General features: G+C 33.7%; 21 protein-coding genes. 18 read left to right on the top strand and 3 right to left on the bottom strand.

Annotated elements, in window-relative coordinates; genetic code table 11:
• Position 1 precedes the first annotated feature (1 nt).
• Entirely contained in the window at positions 2–712 is a 711-nt protein-coding gene (locus CUL_RS0105645; RefSeq protein WP_025640773.1) for a ZIP family metal transporter, read from the bottom strand.
• A gap of 153 nt (positions 713–865) precedes the next feature.
• Between CUL_RS0105645 and CUL_RS0105650 the strand changes: the two genes are divergently transcribed.
• The 4 genes from CUL_RS0105650 to CUL_RS0105665 all read left to right on the top strand — a co-directional run bounded on the left by CUL_RS0105650 (position 866) and on the right by CUL_RS0105665 (position 4,800).
• A complete protein-coding gene (locus tag CUL_RS0105650; protein ID WP_025640774.1) occupies positions 866–2,455 on the top strand; it encodes a DNA methyltransferase in 1,590 nt (529 codons plus the stop codon).
• Between the two features lie 5 nt (positions 2,456–2,460).
• Complete coding sequence (locus CUL_RS0105655) at positions 2,461–3,504, top strand: TdeIII family type II restriction endonuclease (protein WP_025640775.1); 1,044 nt, start codon at positions 2,461–2,463, stop codon at positions 3,502–3,504.
• Between the two features lie 643 nt (positions 3,505–4,147).
• Complete coding sequence (locus tag CUL_RS20140; RefSeq protein ID WP_081722795.1) at positions 4,148–4,303, top strand: zinc ribbon domain-containing protein; 156 nt, start codon at positions 4,148–4,150, stop codon at positions 4,301–4,303.
• A 182-nt stretch (positions 4,304–4,485) separates the two neighbouring features.
• Complete coding sequence (locus CUL_RS0105665) at positions 4,486–4,800, top strand: hypothetical protein (protein ID WP_005584867.1); 315 nt, start codon at positions 4,486–4,488, stop codon at positions 4,798–4,800.
• A gap of 130 nt (positions 4,801–4,930) precedes the next feature.
• Here the strand turns inward: CUL_RS0105665 and CUL_RS0105670 are convergent, their stop codons facing one another.
• The gene (locus CUL_RS0105670) at positions 4,931–5,689 is read right to left on the bottom strand and encodes an acyl-CoA dehydratase activase (protein WP_025640776.1); all 759 of its coding nucleotides are present in this window, start codon (positions 5,687–5,689) and stop codon (positions 4,931–4,933) included.
• A gap of 26 nt (positions 5,690–5,715) precedes the next feature.
• Positions 5,716–6,876, bottom strand: a complete 1,161-nt coding sequence (locus CUL_RS0105675; RefSeq protein ID WP_005584606.1) for a double-cubane-cluster-containing anaerobic reductase — start codon at positions 6,874–6,876, stop codon at positions 5,716–5,718.
• A 206-nt stretch (positions 6,877–7,082) separates the two neighbouring features.
• Here CUL_RS0105675 and CUL_RS0105680 point away from each other — a divergent pair, with 206 nt between their 5' ends.
• The 14 genes from CUL_RS0105680 to CUL_RS0105745 all read left to right on the top strand — a co-directional run bounded on the left by CUL_RS0105680 (position 7,083) and on the right by CUL_RS0105745 (position 22,749).
• A complete protein-coding gene (locus CUL_RS0105680; protein WP_005584605.1) occupies positions 7,083–8,141 on the top strand; it encodes an L-threonylcarbamoyladenylate synthase in 1,059 nt (352 codons plus the stop codon).
• Between the two features lie 12 nt (positions 8,142–8,153).
• Positions 8,154–8,609 carry a low molecular weight protein arginine phosphatase gene (locus tag CUL_RS0105685; RefSeq protein ID WP_025640778.1) on the top strand — a complete coding sequence of 152 codons (456 nt, stop codon included), beginning with the start codon at positions 8,154–8,156 and terminating at the stop codon, positions 8,607–8,609.
• Between the two features lie 2 nt (positions 8,610–8,611).
• A complete protein-coding gene (gene rpiB / locus CUL_RS0105690) occupies positions 8,612–9,055 on the top strand; it encodes a ribose 5-phosphate isomerase B (RefSeq protein ID WP_025640779.1) in 444 nt (147 codons plus the stop codon).
• A gap of 45 nt (positions 9,056–9,100) precedes the next feature.
• Complete coding sequence (gene upp / locus CUL_RS0105695; protein ID WP_005584602.1) at positions 9,101–9,730, top strand: uracil phosphoribosyltransferase; 630 nt, start codon at positions 9,101–9,103, stop codon at positions 9,728–9,730.
• A 182-nt stretch (positions 9,731–9,912) separates the two neighbouring features.
• Positions 9,913–10,668, top strand: a complete 756-nt coding sequence (locus CUL_RS0105700; protein WP_005584601.1) for an IclR family transcriptional regulator — start codon at positions 9,913–9,915, stop codon at positions 10,666–10,668.
• A 147-nt stretch (positions 10,669–10,815) separates the two neighbouring features.
• Positions 10,816–12,237: a YfcC family protein gene (locus tag CUL_RS0105705; protein ID WP_025640780.1), complete on the top strand. Its 1,422-nt coding sequence runs from the start codon at positions 10,816–10,818 to the stop codon at positions 12,235–12,237.
• Between the two features lie 35 nt (positions 12,238–12,272).
• Positions 12,273–13,463 (top strand): M20 family metallopeptidase, encoded by a 1,191-nt coding sequence (locus CUL_RS0105710; protein ID WP_005584599.1) that lies wholly within the window; start codon positions 12,273–12,275, stop codon positions 13,461–13,463.
• 52 nt (positions 13,464–13,515) lie between these two features.
• The gene (locus CUL_RS0105715; protein WP_025640781.1) at positions 13,516–15,045 is read left to right on the top strand and encodes a succinyl-CoA:acetate CoA-transferase ScpC; all 1,530 of its coding nucleotides are present in this window, start codon (positions 13,516–13,518) and stop codon (positions 15,043–15,045) included.
• On the top strand, positions 15,026–16,096 hold the full coding sequence (gene orr / locus CUL_RS0105720; protein ID WP_005584596.1) for an ornithine racemase Orr: 1,071 nt from the start codon (positions 15,026–15,028) through the stop codon (positions 16,094–16,096). The genes CUL_RS0105715 and orr overlap by 20 nt, the downstream gene beginning before the upstream one ends.
• Before the next feature lie 19 nt (positions 16,097–16,115).
• On the top strand, positions 16,116–17,486 hold the full coding sequence (locus CUL_RS0105725; RefSeq protein ID WP_025640782.1) for an N-acyl-D-amino-acid deacylase family protein: 1,371 nt from the start codon (positions 16,116–16,118) through the stop codon (positions 17,484–17,486).
• Positions 17,487–17,498: 12 nt separating this feature from the next.
• Positions 17,499–18,656, top strand: a complete 1,158-nt coding sequence (locus CUL_RS16760) for a M20 family metallopeptidase (protein ID WP_035142822.1) — start codon at positions 17,499–17,501, stop codon at positions 18,654–18,656.
• Between the two features lie 203 nt (positions 18,657–18,859).
• The gene (locus CUL_RS0105735) at positions 18,860–19,906 is read left to right on the top strand and encodes a glycosyltransferase family 4 protein (protein WP_005584593.1); all 1,047 of its coding nucleotides are present in this window, start codon (positions 18,860–18,862) and stop codon (positions 19,904–19,906) included.
• Positions 19,893–21,026, top strand: coding sequence for a non-hydrolyzing UDP-N-acetylglucosamine 2-epimerase (gene wecB, locus CUL_RS0105740; protein ID WP_005584592.1), 1,134 nt, complete (start codon positions 19,893–19,895; stop codon positions 21,024–21,026). The genes CUL_RS0105735 and wecB overlap by 14 nt, the downstream gene beginning before the upstream one ends.
• A 4-nt stretch (positions 21,027–21,030) precedes the next feature.
• Positions 21,031–22,749 (top strand): sigma-54-dependent Fis family transcriptional regulator, encoded by a 1,719-nt coding sequence (locus CUL_RS0105745; RefSeq protein ID WP_025640784.1) that lies wholly within the window; start codon positions 21,031–21,033, stop codon positions 22,747–22,749.
• The last annotated feature ends 83 nt before the right edge of the window (positions 22,750–22,832 follow it).

The following is a 22,832-nucleotide window of genomic DNA, read 5'->3' on the forward strand; positions in this document are numbered from 1 at the left end:
ATTAAAAATATAATATAATTCCGATAACAAATCCCATTATTATGCCTATAGAGGATGCCCTCCCTTTGTGGAGGGTTTTTGCACTAGGGATGATTTCATCGCTAATTATATATAGCATAGTACCTCCAGCAAAGGATAGACATAGGGAAATAAATGTATTTGAAATCATACCTACATAAGCACCTAAAAAGGCACCTATTCCTGTAGGAATTCCCGTTAATATGGTGTAGAATATGATTTTTAGAGGAGATTTTTTTCCAACTTTTAGAGGAATAGCCATGGATAACCCTTCAGGTATATTATGTAATAACATAGCTAAGGAAAGGACTGGTCCTAAATTAGACCCCATTAAAAAACTAGAACCTAAGGCCAAACCTTCAGGAAAATTATGTACTGCTATACTAATGCCTAGAAGCAAACTACTCTTCATAAGAGGATTTTTTACTATGTTTTCTATATGGTTTTCAACAAATACAACTAATAATATTCCTAATATAATGCCTATAATAGAAATATATAAGCCCCCTAGAATAAAGGACTCAGGTAAAAGGTGGAAGGTGACAATAAATAACATAAATCCACCAGTTAACCCTAATAGGAAAGATAAAGTTCTATCCGTATTTCTAATGAATAAAGAAGCCAACCCACCAAGGCCTGTGCCTACCACACCCACTACAAAACCATAGATTGTTATTATCCACAATTCTTTCATACTCTCACCCTTTCTATATAATTAATATTCTAAGGGAGAGATAATAAGAACAGAAATCTACTAACAGAACATATGTGTTGATATGTTCAATAAAATATGATAATCTATATAATGAGATTTAAGTAAGTTAAGGAATAAGGAGAGGATATATCGATGGATAATAATCGGGAAAAATTAATGACGATTCAAGAGGCTAGTGAATGGGCAAGTGTTTATTTGGATAGGGAAGTAACCACATCTAACATATCCTACTTAATACAATATGGAAGAATAAGGAAGATGGAAAACAATGGAAACACTCAAGTATCAAAAATGGATTTAATAAAATATTATGAATCCTATTTAGGAAAAAGAGAAATAAGTTGGAAAAAACAATTAGGAAATGATTTAAACTGGGGACTGTCTTTTGATCATTTAAGGGAAGCAGATACTACAAAACATGTACATAGATTGCATCCTTATAAAGGAAAGTTTATTCCCCAGCTAGTGGAATATTTTTTGGATGACCATATTGACGATTATAAAGGTGAAGTTTACTTTGATAGGGGTGATATTGTTCTTGATCCTTTCTGTGGCAGTGGAACTACACTTGTTCAGGCCAATGAACTAGGTATACATGCTATAGGAATCGATATTTCAGAATTCAATACATTTATCAGCAATGCTAAGATTGGAAGATATGATATCCAGGATATTAGATATGAAACCAATAGAATATTAAAAGTGTTAAATGAAATGGCTAAGTCTTCAAATATAATAAAATTTGAAGATGAATTATCTACTTTGTTATCAGAATTTAATAATAAGTACTTTCCTTCACCAGAATATAAGCGCAGGGTAAGGAACAAGGAGATAGATGGCAAAAAATATGGGGAAGAAAAAGAGAAAGAATTTTTATCTATATACTATGGTTTAATAGATAAATATGGAATTAAACTAAAACAAGACAGCGACAAAACTTTTTTAGATAAATGGTATATAAAAAATGTTCGGCAAGAAATAGACATGGCCTTTGATTTAATTAGAAATATTGAAAATATACAAACAAAAAAAATAGCAGCTCTAATTCTAAGTAGAACTATGCGCTCCTGTCGCGCTACTACCCATTCTGATTTAGCAACATTGAAGGATCCTATATTAGCTACTTATTATTGCCATAAGCATGGGAAAATTTGCAAACCTTTATTTACAATATCTAATTGGTTTTATAGATATAGTCGTGATACTATAAAACGATTGAAAGAGTTTGACCAATTAAGAACTAATTCATATCAAATATGTTTAAGTGGAGATTCTAGGAATATTAACATTCTTGAAAATTTAAGAGAAAAAAGTGAATACTTTTATGAGTTGGTAAAGGAAAATAAAATAAATGGTATTTTTACAAGTCCTCCCTATGTAGGTCTAATAGACTATCATGAACAACATGCATATGCCTATGATTTATTTGGATTTAATAGGCGAGATGATTTGGAAATAGGTCCTCTTTTTAGAGGAAGAGGAATAGAAGCCAGAAAATCCTATGTGGAAGGTATTTCGGAAGTATTGATAAATTGTAAAAAGTTTTTAGTTGATGATTTTAATATCTTCATAGTAGCCAATGATAGATATAATCTATATCCAGAGATTGCAAAAAGATCTGGTTTAAAAATAGTTAATCAATTCAAAAGGCCAGTTTTAAATCGAACCGAAAAAGATAAAAGCGCCTATTCTGAGATAATATTCCATATGAAGAGGGGGTAGAATAGATGGAACTGTCAAAAGATAAAGTAGAAAAGTTGTCTCATCTAATAATAAATGTTTTATTTAAGCGTTTTGAGAGTTTTCCTGATGATTCAATAGATAATAGAAATGCACCTTTTCACGAGGCCTTTTTAAAGGCTTTCTCTGATAAGTTTCATGGCAAAGTAGTCGATATACCATTTTTTATAAGTCTTAGCAGTTGGTTACATGGACTGAATACCACATTAGGACAAACTTTTTTTGAAGGAGCTGCACATATATTATCCGATGGAGAAAAAAGAGAGTATACCTCTAAAAAGCTAGGGAACTTACAAATTTCAAAAGATCAAAAGGCCAATATTAACAGTATTATGACTGAGTTAAGTAATTCTACTAGGGAACCTAATTTAATAGAAGAAAATAAAATTCTTTTTATGGAGGATTTTTCAGAAAAAGATAATGCCAATGATTTTTCTTGTGATGTATTTATAGAAGATATAGATAAAATAATTGCTATTGAATTAAAATCTGTAAAACCTAATTCTGGAGAAATGGCAGGGGAAAAACGAAAAATACTAGAAGGAAAGACTGCATTGTTTGAAAATTTCCCAGGAAAAAGGGTTAGTTTCTACATGGGCTTTCCCTTTGATCCAACAGCTGAAAAACCTTTTGAAAAAAACAAAGATAGATTTATGGATTCAATTATTAATTGTAACAAATATTTTGACGATGAAGAAATCTTACTAGGAGATGAATTATGGGACTTTCTATCTGGAACAAGTAATACTATGCAGCAGTTAATAACTATAATAAATACAATTGCAACTACTGATTTTTTAGATAAATATAATTTCATTAATGACAAATCAAATAGACCTTCGGACAAATATAAGGAGTACCTCAAAACTTGGAATCTATTTTCAGAATTAGAATTATTAAAAAAGGATAATATTATTAAAGAAAAAATCAAAGGTAATAATAGATTAACTAGAATTTACAACCAACAGGTCTTTAAGAAAGAGAAATATAATTGGGATAGATATAATGCTTTAGAGGGATTAGTGGAATAGTATTTTATATATTGAATAGTGTTATACTGTAAGGATGGTTCATTGGATACCATCCTTTTTGTGTCATAGGCGAGTGTATATTGATTATGATAATAGGAAGGAGGAATTGATGTACAGCGAAAAAATATCAAGCTTTATTGATATAATGCTACGCACACTCGTGACTTCAGTCCTGAGTTAATGGCATAGACCATATGTTATAAATAAATATATATATAAGTCTGTAATATGTTTGATTTAAGCAACAACATATATTATATTCAAATTGAGGAGGTTGTTGCATGGTTACTTTGTAGCTACAGTATCGGAAAGTACAGAAGAACAAATAAGAGAATATATAAAGAGTCAAAAACAGAAATAAGAAAATAGGTAAATTTATCTATAAAAACAGTTATTAAAGGCTATAAATATAGAATATATTCAACAGAGGAACAAAAAAATTACCAGAAACTAAAAATTCTATAGGACTAGACCTAGGTATACCCGATATCCTCATTACAAGTAATGGAGAAACCTTTAAAACAATAAACTTGCATATAAATATGAAAAGAAATTAGCAAAAATACAAAGACAATTACAATATAAATCAGAATGGAATAATAGAATTTACCATAAGGCAAATAGATTCTATGCCTGTAGTTAAATATGCAGTAATTGTAATTATAAAAATGAAAAAACTAAAGATCTATCTATAAGACAATGGACTTGTCCTGAATGTGGAACTTACCATAATAGAGATATAAATGCTAGCATAAATACATTAAACCAAGGTTTAAAAGATTTAGAATCAGTGGTGTAAATATGAAAATGCAAGGTAGGCTTTGCACACCTATTGAAATATACAGGGTAGGGACTATCCGAATTAGCTCCTGTGAAGATAGTTGTAAAAACTCTAAGCATTTCATCAGATTTAGTTGAAGTAAAAAAGCATTACACTACATATTTGATTTAGCAACGGAAAGGGGATTTGAAAGTAGAGCAGTGCTAGATGATCAAGTAAGTTTAATTGAAATAGGGAAAGGAGAAGAGATTATTGGGATTTTAGCCCATGTGGATGTGGTACTTTCGGGAGATATTGATGCATGGGTAGTTCCATCCTTTAAAGCAGTTGAGAGTTTGGGAAAACCATTTAAGAAGAAAATCCAACTAATCATTGGAACCCAAGAAGAAGTAGAGTGGACGGATATGAAGGCCTATGTAAAAAAATTTTCAGTATGTAATATTGAAAAGGCAATGACAAATATTGAGATTTCTGTCCTTGTGGATACGAAACTGGAAGTAGGATTTATAATCTAAAAGAAAAGAATCTTAGAGTAGTAGTCCAATGACTATATGACGGTTATTGGACTACTTTATATAGAGCAACCAAAAAGGAACGGGTACAAAAAGACAGGAGATTTTCTCCTGTCTCAAATTGTCAATTGAATTAGTAGCCAATTATAGCAGCTCCAATAGCCCCAAGAAATTGAGATTCCTCAGTGGAAAGTATACTTATTCCTAATTTTTCTTGGAGCAATTCCTTCAATTTTTCATTCCTTGAAACTCCACCAGAAAAAAACACCTTATCCTCAATGCCTATTCTACTTACCAGGGAATAAGTTTTATTACATACAGAATGAAGTAAACCTGCTGCAATATTTTCCTTTGGAGTACCTTCTGCTACAAGGCTTACTACTTCTGATTCAGCAAATACGGTACACATGGAGCTAATATTGGAAGGTTCTGCTCCAGTAGCCAATGGGGAAAGGTCATCAATGTCCACTTCTAAAGCATTTGCCATTACCTGAAGAAATCTACCTGTCCCTGCAGCACATTTGTCATTCATTAAAAAATCTACTACCATACCTTCATTATTTAGTTTAATTACCTTACTATCCTGACCTCCAATGTCTATTACAGTTCTAATATTAGGGTCGATATAATAAGCGCCTTTTCCATGGCAGGTAATCTCCGTTACTTTTTTATCTACAAAGGGCAAGGACACTCTTCCGTAACCAGTACCTACAATGGATTTTATCTTATTTTTAGGAGTATTAGTTTTTTGTAAAATTTCTTTCAACAACTGTTCTCCTACACCTTTTGGACTCCATCCCGTAGGCAATAGTCCAGTGGCAATTATCTTTTCTCCATCATAGGCTGCTATTTTTGCTGCTACAGATCCGACATCTATGCCAATACTTATCAAAAATATCACTTCCTTATGAGTTTCATCTATGCATTAACTGTAGAGCTTATAGTCTCTAAGAAAGCCTCTACCCTAACTTTAATTTGACCTAAGTCTGAGTCAGAATAATCCGTTTCAATTTGTAAGAAGGGTAGATTTAGCTCATCTTTAACGAAATTTCTAACAAAGTAGGATTCTATATTGTATGTATGGCAAGCTTGCCAAGTTAAATCAACTACCCCATCTACCTCATATTCTTCAGCTAATCTTTTAATTAAGTCCATTCTACTATTATTAGGAGTCATACAGGAACATGGGGTTTTAAGGTATTTTTCAGCTAAAGCTGTAATTGGATCTTTTTCTTCGTCTACCATTATATCTAAACCTTTATACCCGGTACAATTTTCTAATGCAACTACGGAAGCTCCGGATTCTTCTAAAATTCTTATTACCTTTTCTGAACCGCTTCCTACAGGGCATCCAGTTAGTAAAATTCTTGGAGCCTTTTCATCGAAAGCGAATTTTCCTTCTTTTATTCGTTCTTCAACTTCTTCTATTAACCTTTCAATCAATTCTATTCCAGCTTCCTTATCCACATTGAATCCTTTTAACCATTGGGCTAACATCATATCCATTCCTGTCAATGGAGCAGGTTTGTAGGCGTTTAGTTTGTGAAGCCTTTTCATAGCATCCCTTTCTCTATTCATCAGTTTAATAGCATTTCTAAGTTTTTCCTCAGTAATTTCTACACCTAATTCCTTTTCTAAAAAGTTTTTGAATCTTACCATTTCATTTTCCCACATGGTTAAGGCTAATTCTCCTTCTGCTGTTTGAGGTAAATTCATTACATGCATAGGTTTTAGTTCCGCCATTAGTTCATACATTTTCTTTTTACCATCACAAGTAGTTTCTGCCAATAGTACATCGGAAAAGTAAAAATATGGACATTTGTCAGTTATGGCAAATCCATAACTAGATTTAATGAGGGGACATAGGTTTCGTGGTAACTTTTTTTCTGCTTCCTCAATGGGTTCTTGGGTAGTCCCACAAAGGGTAACTGAAATTGCATCAGCAGCTAAAGCAATTTCCTGTGGTGAGAATACACAATACATTCCTACTACCTTTTTACCAGCTTCATGGGCTTCTTTAATTTTAACCGAGTTAACACCTCTTAGGGCTTCAACTTCCTCCATAACCTTAGGTCTCATCTTCATCTCTCCTTTTATCATAATAATAGAATATCTATAATAGTGTAACATTTAATATTAATGTCTACCAATTGGATATATTAATAGATAGAAGAATTATATAGATAAGATTTATAAAGAATAATATTTAATGGAAATATTTATTTACTCATTTATATAATGATGTATAATAGAACATGGAGAAAGGGATGAAAAGAAGGGACATTATGGAGAAAATAGAAACTAAAATAATTAAAGTAAATGAAATAAATCCAGAAGAAGAGTTAATATTGGAAGGAGCTAAGTTTATTAAAGAAGGAAAGCTAGTGGCTTTCCCTACAGAAACCGTCTATGGTTTAGGAGCAAATGGTCTTAATGAAGAGGCAGTGAAAGAAATATTTGTTGCAAAGGGTAGGCCCCAGGACAATCCTTTAATACTACATGTATCTTCTATAGAAGATATAAGGCCTTTAGTAAAGTCCGTATCTAAAGAAGCAGAAATTCTGATGAAAAAATTTTGGCCAGGACCCTTAACATTATTGTTTAAAAAAAGCAAAAAGGTTCCAAATATTATTACTGCTGGCCTTGATACCGTAGCTATTAGGATGCCCAATAATCCCATTGCACTAGGGCTAATTAAAAATAGCGGTATGCCTATTGCTGCGCCTTCTGCCAATACCTCTGGTAAACCTAGCCCTACATCTGCAGACCATGTTATTGAGGATTTATATGGGAAAGTTCATATGATAATAGATGGTGGTAGTACTGGAGTAGGTCTTGAGTCTACGGTATTGGATTTAACGGAGGAGATACCAATGATATTAAGACCTGGTGCAATAACATTGGAAGATTTGCAAAGCATAATTCCTAATGTGGAAGAAGATCTAAGTATTATAAAAAATAGTAATGATATAGTCCCTAAATCTCCAGGCCAAAAATATAGACATTATGCACCTAAAGCAGATATGTTAGTTTTTGTCGGGGATGTAGAGAATATGGTAATGGAAATAAAAGTACAAGCAAAAGAATTCATATCTCAGGAGAAAACCGTTGGAATAATGGCAACAGAGGAAACAAAAGATAGATATGGACAAGGGATTATAATATCTGTAGGAAGTAGAAAAAACATGGAAACCATTGGACATAATTTATTTAATACTATTAGATTATTTGACCAAAAAGAAGTAGATATAATTCTAGCTGAAGGTGTAGAATTATCTTATATTGGCACAGCTATTATGAATAGATTAAAAAAGGCTTCAGGAGGAAATATTATAAAGGTATAAGGGGAGAGAAATATGAATATACTTTTTGTTTGCACTGGTAATACTTGCAGAAGCCCTATGGCCCAGGCTCTTTTGGAGGAAGTGGCTAAAGAAAAGGGATTGGATATAAAGGTGAAATCGGCCGGGATATTTGCCCTAGATGGTCAGGAGGCCTCTAAAAATGCTATTGAAGTTCTAAAATCGGAAGGAATAGATTTAAGAGATCATAGAGCACGAATTATCTATAGGGATTTGTTAGAAGAAGCAGATTTGATTTTGACCATGGGAATTTCTCATAAGAGGGTATTACTATCCAAATTTGATTTTATCCAAGGAAAGATTTACACTCTTAAGGAATACGCCTATGGGAAAGAAGAAGACATAGATGATCCCTTTGGCGGAGATATACAGGCCTACGATAAGGCGAAGGTGGAAATAAAAGAAGCGCTAAAAGAAATGGTTAAGCAATGGAAACAAGGGAGGAGATAATTTTGAAAATTGGTATAGGAAGCGATCATGGTGGCTTTGAATTAAAGGAGTATATAAAGGAGTTCCTTGAAAAAGAAGGTATCGAATATATGGACTATGGTACCAATTCTTCAGAGTCGGTAGATTATCCTGATTATGGTCGGAAGCTTTCTGAAGCGGTTATAGCTGGAGAAGTAGATAAGGGTATAGCCATATGTGGTACTGGAATAGGTATATCTATTGCATGCAATAAGGTAAAAGGTATTAGATGTGCTCTTTGTGGCGATACCTATTCTGCTAGGATGAGTGTAGAACATAATAATGCAAATATAATTGCATTAGGTGGAAGGGTAATAGGGAAAGATTTAGCTATAGAGATTGTATCTACTTGGTTAAAATCTCAATTCTTGGGTGGAAGACATGAAAGAAGAGTGAATAAAATCTCTGATATAGAATCCAATTTGTGATATAATTGTTTAGAGGTTTTCAAACTATTGGAAAGGAGTTTTTTCATGGGAAAAGTTATCGTATTAGATCATCCATTAATTAAGCACAAACTTACATTTGTTAGGGATAAAAACACAGGCCCTAAAGAATTTAGGGAACTAGTTAAAGAGATTTCTACCCTTATGGCTTATGAAGTAACTAGGGATTTAACATTAGAGGAAATAGAAATAGAAACTCCTTTAGCTAAAACTAAATCCCAAATTATTTCCGGTAAAAAGCTAGGTTTAGTACCCATTTTAAGGGCAGGTCTTGGAATGGTAGAGGGCATGTTAGATTTACTTCCTGCTGCTAAGGTAGGGCATGTTGGTCTGTATAGGGATCCGGAAACCTTTAAACCTGTAGAATACTATTGTAAATTACCACAGGACATTGAAGAAAGAGAGCTAATAGTATTGGATCCAATGTTGGCAACAGGAGGTTCTGCCATGGCTGCTATCCAATTTTTGAAAGAAAAAGGCGCTAACGCTATTAAATTAGTATGTTTAATAGCAGCACCTGAGGGTATAGAAGCAGTCCATAACAAATATCCCGATGTGGATATATATGTGACAAGTATAGATGAAGGGTTAAATGAACATGCTTATATAGTCCCAGGCTTTGGAGATGCAGGTGATAGGTTATTTGGTACAAAATAATATAATGAATAAAGCGAGCTAAGATTTTATTATCTTAACTCGCTTTTTTTATTGAACTTTTAGAAAAAATAAATTATTTTTCAAAAAAAGAAGGGTTTTTTGAAAATTCATAGAATATATACAATATGTTTATAAAGCAAACATATGTCAGTATAATGAACAAACATAGATGGAGGGATTAAATGTTAGTTGGAAATACATCTATTGACAAGGCGTATATGATCTTAGAAAGATTAGCTAAAAAGCCTTATGAAATGTCTGCATTAGAATTGGGACAGGTAACAGGATTAAACAGGAGTACAGTTCACAGGATTTTAAATATTTTAATAGATAATACTATGGTGGTTCAAAACCCAACTACAAAAAAATATTCTATAGGCCCTGGTTCTTATAGAATAGGTTCTGCATTTTTGAACAAACAACCTAATATTGGGGATATATCCGGTGAATTAGAAAAATTAGCCGCTAAGACTAGACAATCCATTGGATATGCAATTCTAATCGAGGATAAGATATTAAGTATTTTTGAGGTAGAGAGTTACCAGCCTGTGCAAATAGGATATAAGGTTGGAGCTTATTATCCCATACATTGTGGCGCCTATGGCAAATGTATTATGGCCTACTACGAACCCTATGAAAAATTGAAGGAGATTGTATACTCAACTAATCTAAAGAAAAATGCTCCTAATACCACTACTGATCCAGAAAAATTATTAAAAGAATACGAAAAGGTAAGAGAACAAGGATATGCAATATCCGATGAGGAAAACATGAAAGGACTGGTTGGTATAGGGGTACCAGTTAGGAATTATAACAATAAAGTTGTGGCATGTGTTGCAGCTAAATATATAAAAGGAAATGTAGATGAAAAAGAACAACAATCTATAATACACCAGCTTAAACTTACTTCAGATAAAATAGGTAAACTAACGATTTAAGGAGGGGATATCATGAGACAAAAAGGCGGATAAAAAAGAGACCATCAATTAACCATAGTTAAATTGACGGTCTTAAAAACTAATCCATAATAATGTTATACCTAGAAAAAAGAAAAATCAAGTCATAAATGATTAGGAGGGGTTTATTTGACTAACCAAGATAATCAAATAAAAGAAAAGAAAAGATTTAAAGTTCCACATACTTTTGTGATCATATTCTATATTATAATATTGGCTACAATTTTAACTTATTTAGTGCCAGCCGGTATATATGATAGGGTAGAAGATCCAAATACAGGCAGAACAATAGTAGATGTAGATTCCTTTAAGTACGTTGAAAGAACGCCAGTGAATCCATGGGGAATGGTTAAAGCAATACCAAAGGGAATGGTAGATGCTGCAAGTATTATTTTCTTTATATTTATCCTTGGTGGTGCATTTGAAATGGTTCAATCTACTGGTGCAATAGATGCAATAGTTGTGAAATTTATTAACAAGCTAAAAAACAAGGAAAAACTAGTCATTCCACTGTTGATGTTCTTGTTTTCAGTTTTAGGATTTACCATTGGTGCCTCTGAAGAAATGATAGCATTTGTGCCAATAACAATAATGATAGCAAGAGGATTTGGATTTGATAATATCGTAGGGGTAGCAATAGCTTCTACAGGAGCAGCTATTGGATTTGCAGGAGGAATGTTAAACCCATTCACTACGGGTGTAGCCCAGGGCATTGCACAACTTCCTCTTTATTCAGGAGCTGTGTTTAGAACAGTTGGCTATGTAATATTTTATATAATAGCTGTTTGGTATGTTATGAGATATGCATCTAAAATAAAAGCTGACCCTAATAAAAGCGTGTTACATGGTGTAAAGACTGGTGACGAAGTAGGAGAGTCAGATGAATTAAAGGAAATAAAGCTTACAAACAGGCATAAAGGCGTATTGGTAGTATTTTTAATAGGATTAATAATTATGATATATGGAGTAATGGAATATGGTTGGTATATTAATGAAATATCCGCTATATTTTTAGCTATTGGTATAGTATCCATTTTTGTTGGTGGTAAGGGTACAGATGATGCAGCTATTTCATTCATAAAAGGGGCTAAAGATATTACTATGGGGGCATTAGTAGTTGGACTTGCAAGAACAATTTTAATAGTTATGCAGGAAGGACAAATAATGGACTCCATAATATATTCAATGGCAGGTATGTTGGAAGCTTTACCACGACAAATTACTGCCGTAGGTATGTTTATAATAAATTCAGTTATTAACTTCTTTATACCTTCTGGAAGTGGACAAGCCTCAACTGTAATGCCTATAATGACCCCATTAGCTGATGTATTGGGAATCACTCGCCAAACTGCAGCTTTAACTGTTACCTATGGAGATGCATTCTCAAATCAGATAATCCCAACGTCTGGCGCTTTGCTTGGAGTTCTGGCAGTAGGTAAAGTTCCTTATGACCGTTGGCTAAAATATAATTGGAAATTGGTACTATATTGGACAATAGCTGGATCTATTTTGGTGGCTATAGCTTCTACGATCAACTTAGGACCATTTTAAACATATGGATATTATCTGTTGCTGGGAGGATTACAATGATAGATTTTGATAAATATTATGACCAAAAGGAATTAATAAAACTTACTCAGGATTTAATAAAGATACCTAGCCATAAAGATGTACCAAATAGAGAAAAAGAAGTTGTAGATTTTATATATAGATTTTGTAAGGAAAATGAACTAGAAGTAGAATTACAAGATGTAGATGGGGCAAGAAAAAATGTATTAGTGTACTTAAGAGGAACAGGCAATGGTAAAACCTTAATGTTTAATGGGCACACTGATACGGTACCACCTTATAATATGACTATAGACCCTTTTAAAGCTGAGGTAAAGGATGGTTACATCTGGGGTAGAGGAGCTTCAGATATGAAAGGACCTATAGCCTCTATGTTAATTTCCATGCTTGCTATCAAGCGTTCTGGGATTAAATTAAAAGGAGATATTATATTTGCAGGAGTTCTAGGAGAGGAAGAACAAAGTGAAGGCACTGAGATGTTAGTAAAATCCGGCATTAAAGCTGATGGTTGTATTGTAGGGGAACCTTCTAATTACGAATATGCCATAGGGCATAGGGGATTGGAATGGATAGAGATCAAAGTTAAGGGAAAGGCTGCCCATGGAGGAGTACCTAATCTAGGTATAAATGCAATTTCAAAAGCAGCCAAACTAATTTTGAAAATAGAAGAGGAAATATATCCGAAATTAAAGGAAAGATTTAATGAATATATGGGACCTTCCGTTATGAACTTTGGAAGAATTGAGGGGGGAAGTCAACCTAGTACTGTTGCAGATTGGTGTTCAATTATATTAGATAGAAGATATATCCCTGGTGAAGATGTAGAGTCTGTTTTTAGAGAATATCAGGATGTAATTGACGCCCTTAAAGAGGAAGACCCAGATTTTGATGCAGAATTGATTAGAATGGAAGAGAATTTTTTAACATTAGATCATCTGTATCTAATGACCGACCCAAAAGACCCCATAGTTTTATCTACTAAAAATGCAATCAGGAAGGTCACTGGAAGGGAACCAGAGATTACAAGGAGAAGAGGTTGGACAGATGCTGCCCTTTTATCTAATTTTGCTAAAATTCCAACGGTAGTTACAGGACCTGGGAATATAGCATATTCACATACTAAAGATGAAAGAGTTGAAATAAAACATTTGATAGATTATGTAGATGTATATGGGAAAATAGCTATGGAGTTTTGTGGAGTTGAATAGTACGAATAGGCAGAGTTCTTACTCTGCCTATTCATTAGAAGGGGAGACTGACATGAAGGAAAGAATACTAGATGAAAGTTTAATTGGAAAAATATTAACGGCTGAAGAGGCTGCTGAAACAATAATAGATGGGATGACTGTTGCAACTAGTGGTTTTACTCCTTCTGGTTATCCAAAAGCTGTTCCATTAGCTTTAGCAAAGAGAGTGAGGAATACCCAAGAGAAGATGGAAATCACTTTGATAGCAGGAGCATCCGTTGGAGACGAATTAGATGGAGAACTTTCAAGAGAGGGAATTATTAAGAGGAGAATTCCTTATCAAACCAATGAATCTATTAGGAGTAAAATTAACCGGGGAGAAATACAGTTTATTGATCAGCATTTAAGCCATGTAGCTCAAAATATCAACTATAATTTTATTAATAAAATAGATGTGGCAATTATTGAAGCTATTAAAATAACAGAAGAAGGAAATATAATTCCTTCCACTTCCATCGGAATATCTCCTACTATAGTAGATAAGGCAAAAAATATAATAATTGAAGTGAACATGAGCCAACCTTTAGAATTGGAAGGAATACACGATATATATACTATAAAAAATCCGCCTTTTAGAAAACCTATCCCAATAATTAACTGTTTTGATAGAATAGGCAGTAATTATATACCTTTAAATAAGGAAAAGATATCAGGAATTGTTATTACAGACATTAAGGATAATGTAAGACCTCTAGCACCGGTTAATGACAATAACAAGATAATGGCAGGGATTTTAATGGAATTCTTAGACTTTGAGATTAGGAAAGGGAGAATTCCCAAAGAATTATTACCTCTCCAATCAGGTGTTGGTTCAGTTGCTAATGCAGTACTAAAGGGGTTTTTAAATTCTAAATATGATAATTTACAGTTTTACACCGAAGTAATCCAAGATTCCATATTGGATCTAGTGGAAGCGGGAAGAGTATGTTGTGCTTCAGGAACAGCTATTACACCTTCTCCTGAAAAGCTAAAGGAGATATTACTCAGCATGAAAAGGTATAGGGATAAGATAATATTAAGACCTCAAGAGATTAGCAATCATCCTGAAATAATTAGAAGGTTAGGAGTTATAGCTATGAATACAGCTATTGAGGTGGATATATATGGAAATGTTAATTCTACCAATGTATTAGGAGGAAATATGATGAATGGAATAGGGGGTTCTGGAGACTTTGCAAGAAATGCTTATCTTTCAATATTCTTTACAGAATCCATTAGAAAGGATGCCCATATATCCACAATAGTTCCTTTAGTATCCCATCATGATCACACAGAACATGATGTAGATGTAGTAATAACCGAGAGAGGCATAGCAGACTTAAGGGGATTGAGCCCAAAGGAAAGGGCTAAAAGAATAATAGAAAATTGTGCTCATCCCGACTATAAGGACCAATTACGAGAATATTACAATAGAGCTAGCGGGAGAAGGGGCCACATACCTATTTTGCTAAACGAAGCCTTTTCTTGGCATTGCAGATTTGAAAGCGTTGGCACTATGAAGAATGATACTGGGGGGAAGGAATATGAGTTATCCAGCAATTGAAATAAACTTGTCTAAGATAAGGGAAAACACAAAGGTGATAACAAATTTATGTAAAGATTATGGAATTGATATAGTAGGAGTTACTAAGGTTTCAAATGGTTCCATTGAAATAGCCCAAGCTATGATCCAGGGAGGAATAAAAATAATTGGAGATTCTAGATTAGGTAACCTAAAAAATTATGAGGATCTATCTGTAAAAAAGATGCTTGTAAGATTACCCATGATGAGTGAAGTAGGGGAAGTCGTTAGATTATGCCATATTTCACTTAATTCAGAAATAGAAACTATAAAGGCTCTTTCAATAGAAGCCCAAAAAGCTGGGAAAATCCATGAAATTATATTAATGGTAGATGTAGGAGATTTGCGAGAAGGCATATTCGACGAAGAGGAAATAGTGGAAACTGTTAAAGAAATATTGAAACTAAAAGGCATTAGATTAATCGGTTTGGGTACAAACTTAACTTGTTTTGGTGCAATAATTCCTTCTAAGGAGAACTTAGGCAAATTGGTAACCATTAGAGATAATATAAACAAGGAGTTTAATATAGATTTGGAGGTAATATCTGGAGGAAATTCAAGTTCCCTTTGTCTAATAATGAATGGAGAAATGCCAAAGGGAATAAACCAACTACGGCTGGGAACATCTTTATTGCTAGGGTTAATTGAAGTAATTTGGACAAGGATACCAAATACCCATGTAGATGCTTTTAAATTGATTGCTGAAATTATTGAAGTAAAAGAAAAACCATCAAAACCCATAGGAGAAATTGCTATGGACGCCTTTAGAAATGTTCCTACCTTTGAGGATAAGGGACAGATGAAAAGAGCTATATGTGCCGTAGGTAGACAGGATTGTGAACCGGATTTTATGATTCCAGAGGATGAGAGGATTAGTATATTGGGTTGTAGTAGTGACCATCTGATATTGGATATTACCCACTGCCATAAGGATTATGAAGTTGGAGATAAGGTGACTTTTATTCTAGACTATATAGGTATCTTAAGATGTATGACATCAGCTCATGTAAGGAAAATATATGTAAACCAATAAACAGGAAGAAGGTGAAAACATGTATGATCTAGCCATTAGAGAAGGAATGATTATTGACTTCGAAAACAATAGTATATTTGTTGGGGATATAGGGATTAAAGGCGGAAAAATTGTAGATGTGGGAAGATGCAATGGAAATGCTAAAAAAGTTATAAATGCAGAGGGGTTAATAGTATCACCAGGGTTTGTTGATATTCATATGCATGAGGAAGTGATAGGAAATAGTGTGGATGGAGATGATTACGACATTGGAAATAACATGTTGCGAATGGGAGTTACAACAGCTGTAGGTGGGAACTGTGGCAATAATAGACAAGACATAAAGGAGTTTTTAGATTTCGTAGACCATAATGGAGCACCTATCAATTATCTAACCTTTATTGGACATAATTTTTTAAGAAATAGTTTAGCTATAGACCCCTATAGAAAAGCTACAGAAATTGAAATACAGAAGATGAAGGATATGGTTAAAGAATATATTGAAAGCGATAATGCAATAGGCATATCCTTCGGTATAGAATATTCTCCAGGGATTACATTTCGAGAAATGGTAGGTTTATGTAATGATATAGAAGACAATATATTATTATCTGCCCATTATAGGGGAGATGCAGATAAATCCATAGATTCAATAAAAGAGATGATTGAAATATCTAGGGTTACCAAGAAGCCTATGCAAATATCCCATATTGGAAGTTGTTCTGCCATGGGCTATATGGACGAATCTTTAGATTTAATTGAAGTTGCCATAGGAGAAGGTTTAGATATAGCTGCTGATTGTTATCCTTATAATGCATTTAGCACCCGAATTGGTAGCGCTGTATTTGATGAAGGTTGTTTTGAAACTTGGAACAAATCCTATGATAGCATACTCTTAACAGAAGAACCTTATAAAGGGATTTACTGTGATGAAGAGTTATTCTACAAAGTGCGAAAAGAGTATCCTGATATGTATGCTGTTGCCTTTGTAATGAATGAAGAGGAGGTAATAGACGCCTTAAAAGCATCTTTTGTATTTGTAGCTAGTGATGGTATGTTGAATAAAGGACAAGGCCATCCAAGGGCTGCGGGAACTTTTCCGAAGGTGCTGGGGAAATATGTAAGGGATGATAACCGATTGGATTTAACAGATGCTTTAAAGAAGATGACTTTATTACCTGCCCAGAGATTAGGACTGAGGAATAAAGGAGATATTCAAGTAGGTATGGATGGGGATATAGTTATATTTAATCCGGCTACTATTATAGATCAGGCTACCTTTACAGAACCAACTAAGCCACCAATAGGAATTGAGTACGTTATAATAGATGGAAAAATCGCCTTGGAAAGAAATAATGTAGTAAATAACCGTCTTGGAAAATCCATAAGAAGAAATCAATTATCATTATAAGAGGTGATGTGGATGAAAGATAGGATACAAAGATTGATTGAAGAAGTAGAAAATGAACTTATAAATTTAAGTGAATATATCTATAATAATCCTGAATTAGGTTATGAAGAGTATAAATCTTCAAGGGCTCATATAGATTTACTAAAAAAATATAATTTTATTGTAGAAGAAAAATATATAGGAATAGATACTGCCTTTAAAGCCGAGTATAAAGGCCAAAAAGAAGGCCCTACTATTGCATATCTTACAGAATACGATGCATTACCAGGGATTGGCCATGGATGTGGTCACAATCTGCTTGGAACTGTAAGCACGGGGGCAGGAATAGTATTAAGCAAATTGATAGATGAGTTAGGAGGGAGGGTATTAGTATTTGGTACACCAGCAGAGGAGACCAGTGGAGCTAAAGTTATAATGGCAGAAAAGGGCTCCTTTAATGACGTAGATGTGGCTATGATGGCCCATCCGAATGATACTTTTTGTGAAAGTGGTAAATCCCTAGCATTAGAACCTATTCAGTTTACCTTTAGAGGGAAAACCGCCCATGCTGCTTCTGCCCCCGAGAAAGGGATCAACGCATTAGACGGAGTTTTACTGACCTTTAACGGAGTAAATGCATTGAGAGAACATATATTACCAACTGCTAGAATCCATGGAGTTATAATAGAAGGTGGAAAGGCAGCAAATATAGTCCCAGATTTGGCAATAGCTCAATTCTATATAAGGGCTACTACAAAGGAATACCTTATAGAATTAAGTGAGAAAGTAAAAAATTGTGCTAAGGCAGCAAGTTTGGCTACGGGTACTAAGTTGGAAATTACAAATTATGAGGCTTCCTATGATAATTTGGTTACAAATCAAGTACTATCCAGTAGATTTACCCAAAATTTAAAAATATTTGGAGTAGAAAACTGTGAGAAACCTAGAGATACTTTTGGGTCCTTAGACATGGGGAATGTTAGCCATGTCTGTCCTGCTATTCATCCCTATTTTGCTATAACAGAAGGTAAAACTATAGCAGCCCATACAACGGAATTTGCCGAAGCAACTCTTACAGATATAGCCTATAAAAATATGGCCAAAACAATAGGGGCTTTAGTGTTAACTGGTATTGATGTAATTAGAGATAAACAGCTTCTAAAGGATATAAAGGATGAGTTTAACAAATGAGTCGGTAGCTACAACTATCGACTCATTTCTTTTATAACGAATAGGAAAGTTCTCATTTTAAAATGTAAAATAAAGAGAACTTGACCTATATGAGTTTTAAGAAAAGCTTCCTTAATAATGCTTCAATAGAAGCTTTTCTTAATTGACTTATTCATAATAATAATATAAAATTTAATAGAACTTATATTAAGGAGCGAAAACATATGGAAAACATAATAGTACCATTTATAATATCAGTAGCTATATCATTATTTATGACTCCGGTAGCAAGGAAATTAGCAATAAAACTTGGAGCAGTAGATATCCCTAAAGATGAAAGAAGAGTACATAATAAACCTATGCCGTTAATGGGAGGTCTAGCCATATATATAGCAATCCTCGTATCCTCTTTAGTATTTCTTCCAATTGATAAAACCTTAGTATCTATTATCATTGGGGGAAGTATAATATGTATATCTGGTATAATAGATGATATAAAGGGGCTAAGTCCAAAGGCCAAATTAGTATTCCAAGTAATAGCTTCTATTGTGTTAATTATTGGGGATGTGAAAATAGATGCTATAACTAGTCCTTTTGGTAAACCAGGTGCTGTACTATTATTAAATGGTTTCTCTATTCCTATAACCATATTTTGGGTAGTGGGAATTACCAATACTTTGAATTTAATTGATGGTTTAGACGGTTTAGCTGCTGGGGTAACTATGATTGCTAGCCTATCCTTTTTATTCGTTGCCAATAAATTTAACTATGTTCCTGTTATGATCATGTCTGCCATAGTTGCAGGATCCTGTATTGGATTTTTGCCTTATAATTTTAACCCTGCCAAGATATTCATGGGAGATACAGGAGCCTTGTTTTTAGGTTTTATAATGGCAGCTCTATCTATAGAGGGAGTTATGAAATCCGTTGCAACCATTGCGGTTGTGGTTCCAATAATAATTCTTGGAGTTCCTATATTTGATACGACCTTTGCCATATTTAGAAGATTATTAAATGGTAAATCTATTGCAGAAGCTGATAAGGGACATCTCCATCATAGATTGTTAAAAATGGGGTATTCTCAGAAAAAAACTGTATTGATATTATATTCTATATCAGCTATTTTTGGATTATGTGCTATCCTTATAGCTAAAATCAACAGCAAAAGAGCAGTTTTTATCGCTATCGTAATATTTGTGCTTACCATATTGCTGGCTAGCAAGATGGGATTAATTAGTGGGAAGAAGAGGGATGAAAATGAAAAAGATTAAAGTTATGACAGTATTTGGAACAAGGCCAGAAGGGATAAAAATGGCCCCTATTATAAAGGTTATGGAAAATGCTTCTGAAATAGATAATACTATATGTATAACTGCTCAGCATAGAGAAATGTTAGATCAGGTACTTAACCTTTTTCAGATAGAACCAGATTATGATTTAAATATATTCAAACCAGGGCAAAGCCTTACGGAGATTACTATGAAGGCTTTAGAAGGCTTAGAGAAGGTAATATTGGAGGTAAAACCAGATGTATTATTAGTCCAAGGAGATACTAGCACTGTATTTGCTGGAGCTTTAGCTGCCTTTTATCAAAAGGTGAAGATAGGCCATGTAGAGGCAGGTCTAAGGTCAGGAAACCTATATTCTCCTTATCCCGAAGAGGCAAATAGAAAGCTAACCGGTATACTTACAGATTTTCACTTTGCGCCAACTGAGACTAATAAGGACAACCTTCTAAGAGAAGGGTATTCTATAGAAAAGATATTTATTACAGGAAATACAGTCATTGATGCTCTACAATATTCAGTTAAAGAAGATTATAGTTTTCAAATACCTTTGTTAGACAATATTGATTATAAAGATAAAAGAATAATACTTTTAACCTCCCATAGAAGGGAAAATTTAGGTAAGCCTATGGAGAATATATTTTCTGCCATTAATCAAATAGCTTTAGAATATGAAGATATAGAAGTAGTATTCCCAATCCATTTAAATCCTAAAGTTAGGCAAATAGCTAATAAGATATTTAATGGGAATAGACGAGTCCATTTGATAGAACCACTAGACTATGAGCCTTTTACCAATCTAATGGCTAGATCCTATCTAGTAGTTACCGATTCAGGAGGACTCCAAGAAGAAGCTCCAAGCTTAGGAAAACCAGTATTGGTGGTAAGGGAAGAAACGGAGAGACCAGAAGGGATAGAGGCAGGTACTGCTAAATTAGTAGGAACCAATTATGATAATATATTGAAGGAAATAGATATTTTACTATCTAATCAAAAAGAATATGAGAAGATGGCCAACGCAGTAAATCCTTACGGCGATGGTAGGGCTTCTGAAAGGATTGTAGATATTATCCTTAAACATGGATTTTCTAAAAAACAGGAGTGATTTTATGAAATTTTCAGTCTATGATCCGGATTTTTCAAGCTATTTATTAGATTCCCTTCTAGATGGTATTCTTATTGTGGATATGCGTGAGAAGGTCTCCTATGGAAATACTGCTATTTTAAGGATGTTAGATATAAGGGAAGAAGAGGTTAATTCTCTCCCATTTCCAAATTTTATTAAAGATGAAAAGTTAAGAGAGTTTTTTAGTTTAAATGGGGAAATGCGAGAAAAGGAATTAGGCTTAAATAGTCATCATCTATTGCTAAAATATATTCCTTATACAGTTAATGGGAAACTCCAAAAACATATTTTCATAGTTCGAGATATTACAGATATTAAGGATTCCCAAAGCCAGTTAATAGAAGAGAAGATGAGTTTAGATATGATAGAGGACCTTCTCCAATATGCCTATGAAGGTTTTGCCTTAGTAGATAGTGAAGGTAAAATAGTAAAGTGGAATTATGAAGAATTGCTAGGTATAAAGGAAGAAGATGCTATAGGTAAACCCGTAAGTGAAGTCATAGAAAATACTCGATTAGATATAGTTGTTAAAACTGGAGAAAAAGAAATAAGACATATTCAGAGAATACAAGGTCATGATATGGTGGCTAATAGGGTTCCTATAATTCGAGGTGGAAAAATAATAGGAGCGGTAGGGGCTGTATTGTTTAGGGATGCCAGCGATATAAGGGAAATGGCTAAGGAACTTATAGAGTTGGAAAATAAGATTAATGAATACAAAGGTGAGATTGAAAGATTACAGGGTAGTAAATATACTTTCGATAGTATAATAACCCAAAACCCTAAGATGGAATATTTAAAAAAAATAGGGAGAACAGCTGCTCAATCTAATTCTACAGTATTAATACTAGGAGAATCTGGTACAGGAAAGGAATTATTTGCCCAAGCCATTCATAAAGCTAGTTATAGAAAATTTGGGCCCTTTATTCCCATCAACTGCGCTGCTATACCCAGAGAACTGTTAGAATCTGAATTATTCGGCTATGAATCGGGAGCCTTTACTGGAGCAAAACGGGAAGGAAAACCAGGGAAATTTGAACTAGCTAACGGAGGTACAATATTTTTAGATGAAATTGGAGATATGCCTCTTGAAATGCAGGTAAAGCTTTTAAGGGTATTAGAAGAAAAGGAATTCGAAAGGGTAGGAGGAAATGAAAAAAAATTCCTAGATGCTAGGATTATTGCTGCCACTAATGAAAGAATTGAAGAAGCAGTAGAAAAGGGAAGGTTTAGAGAGGACCTCTACTATAGGTTGAATGTAATAAATATAGATATTCCTCCTCTTCGGGAGAGGATAGAAGATATTCCTTTATTAGTCGAACATCTATTGGAGTATTTAACAAAAGAATTAAACACTGAGGAAAAGATAATAGATAAAGATACTATAGACATATTAAAGAAATACCATTGGCCAGGGAATGTAAGAGAACTTAGAAATGTGTTGGAGAGAGCTATAAATCTATCTAATCAACAGATTATATTACCTAAACATTTGCCAGAAAGGTTAATAAAGAATAAAATGTACACTGATAGTAAAGAAAAAACATACCCTTTAAGGGATGTGGTAGCTGAAGCAGAAAAGGAAGCAATAGTCAACGCTATAACTAAGGCTAAGGGCAATAAAACTTTAGCCGCAGAAAATTTAGGAATTCATAGAACTGCTTTGTATAAAAAAATTGATAAATATGGATTAAGCCTTTAACTGTAGCAAAAAGTATACAAAACAAAATGGATTGTAGACTTATGGCTACAATATTAAAATGGATTTTGATTAAAATTATCCAG

This window comes from [Clostridium] ultunense DSM 10521, from assembly GCF_000511955.1.
In the GTDB taxonomy this organism is placed as follows: Bacteria; Bacillota; Clostridia; order Tissierellales; family Tepidimicrobiaceae; genus Schnuerera; species Schnuerera ultunensis.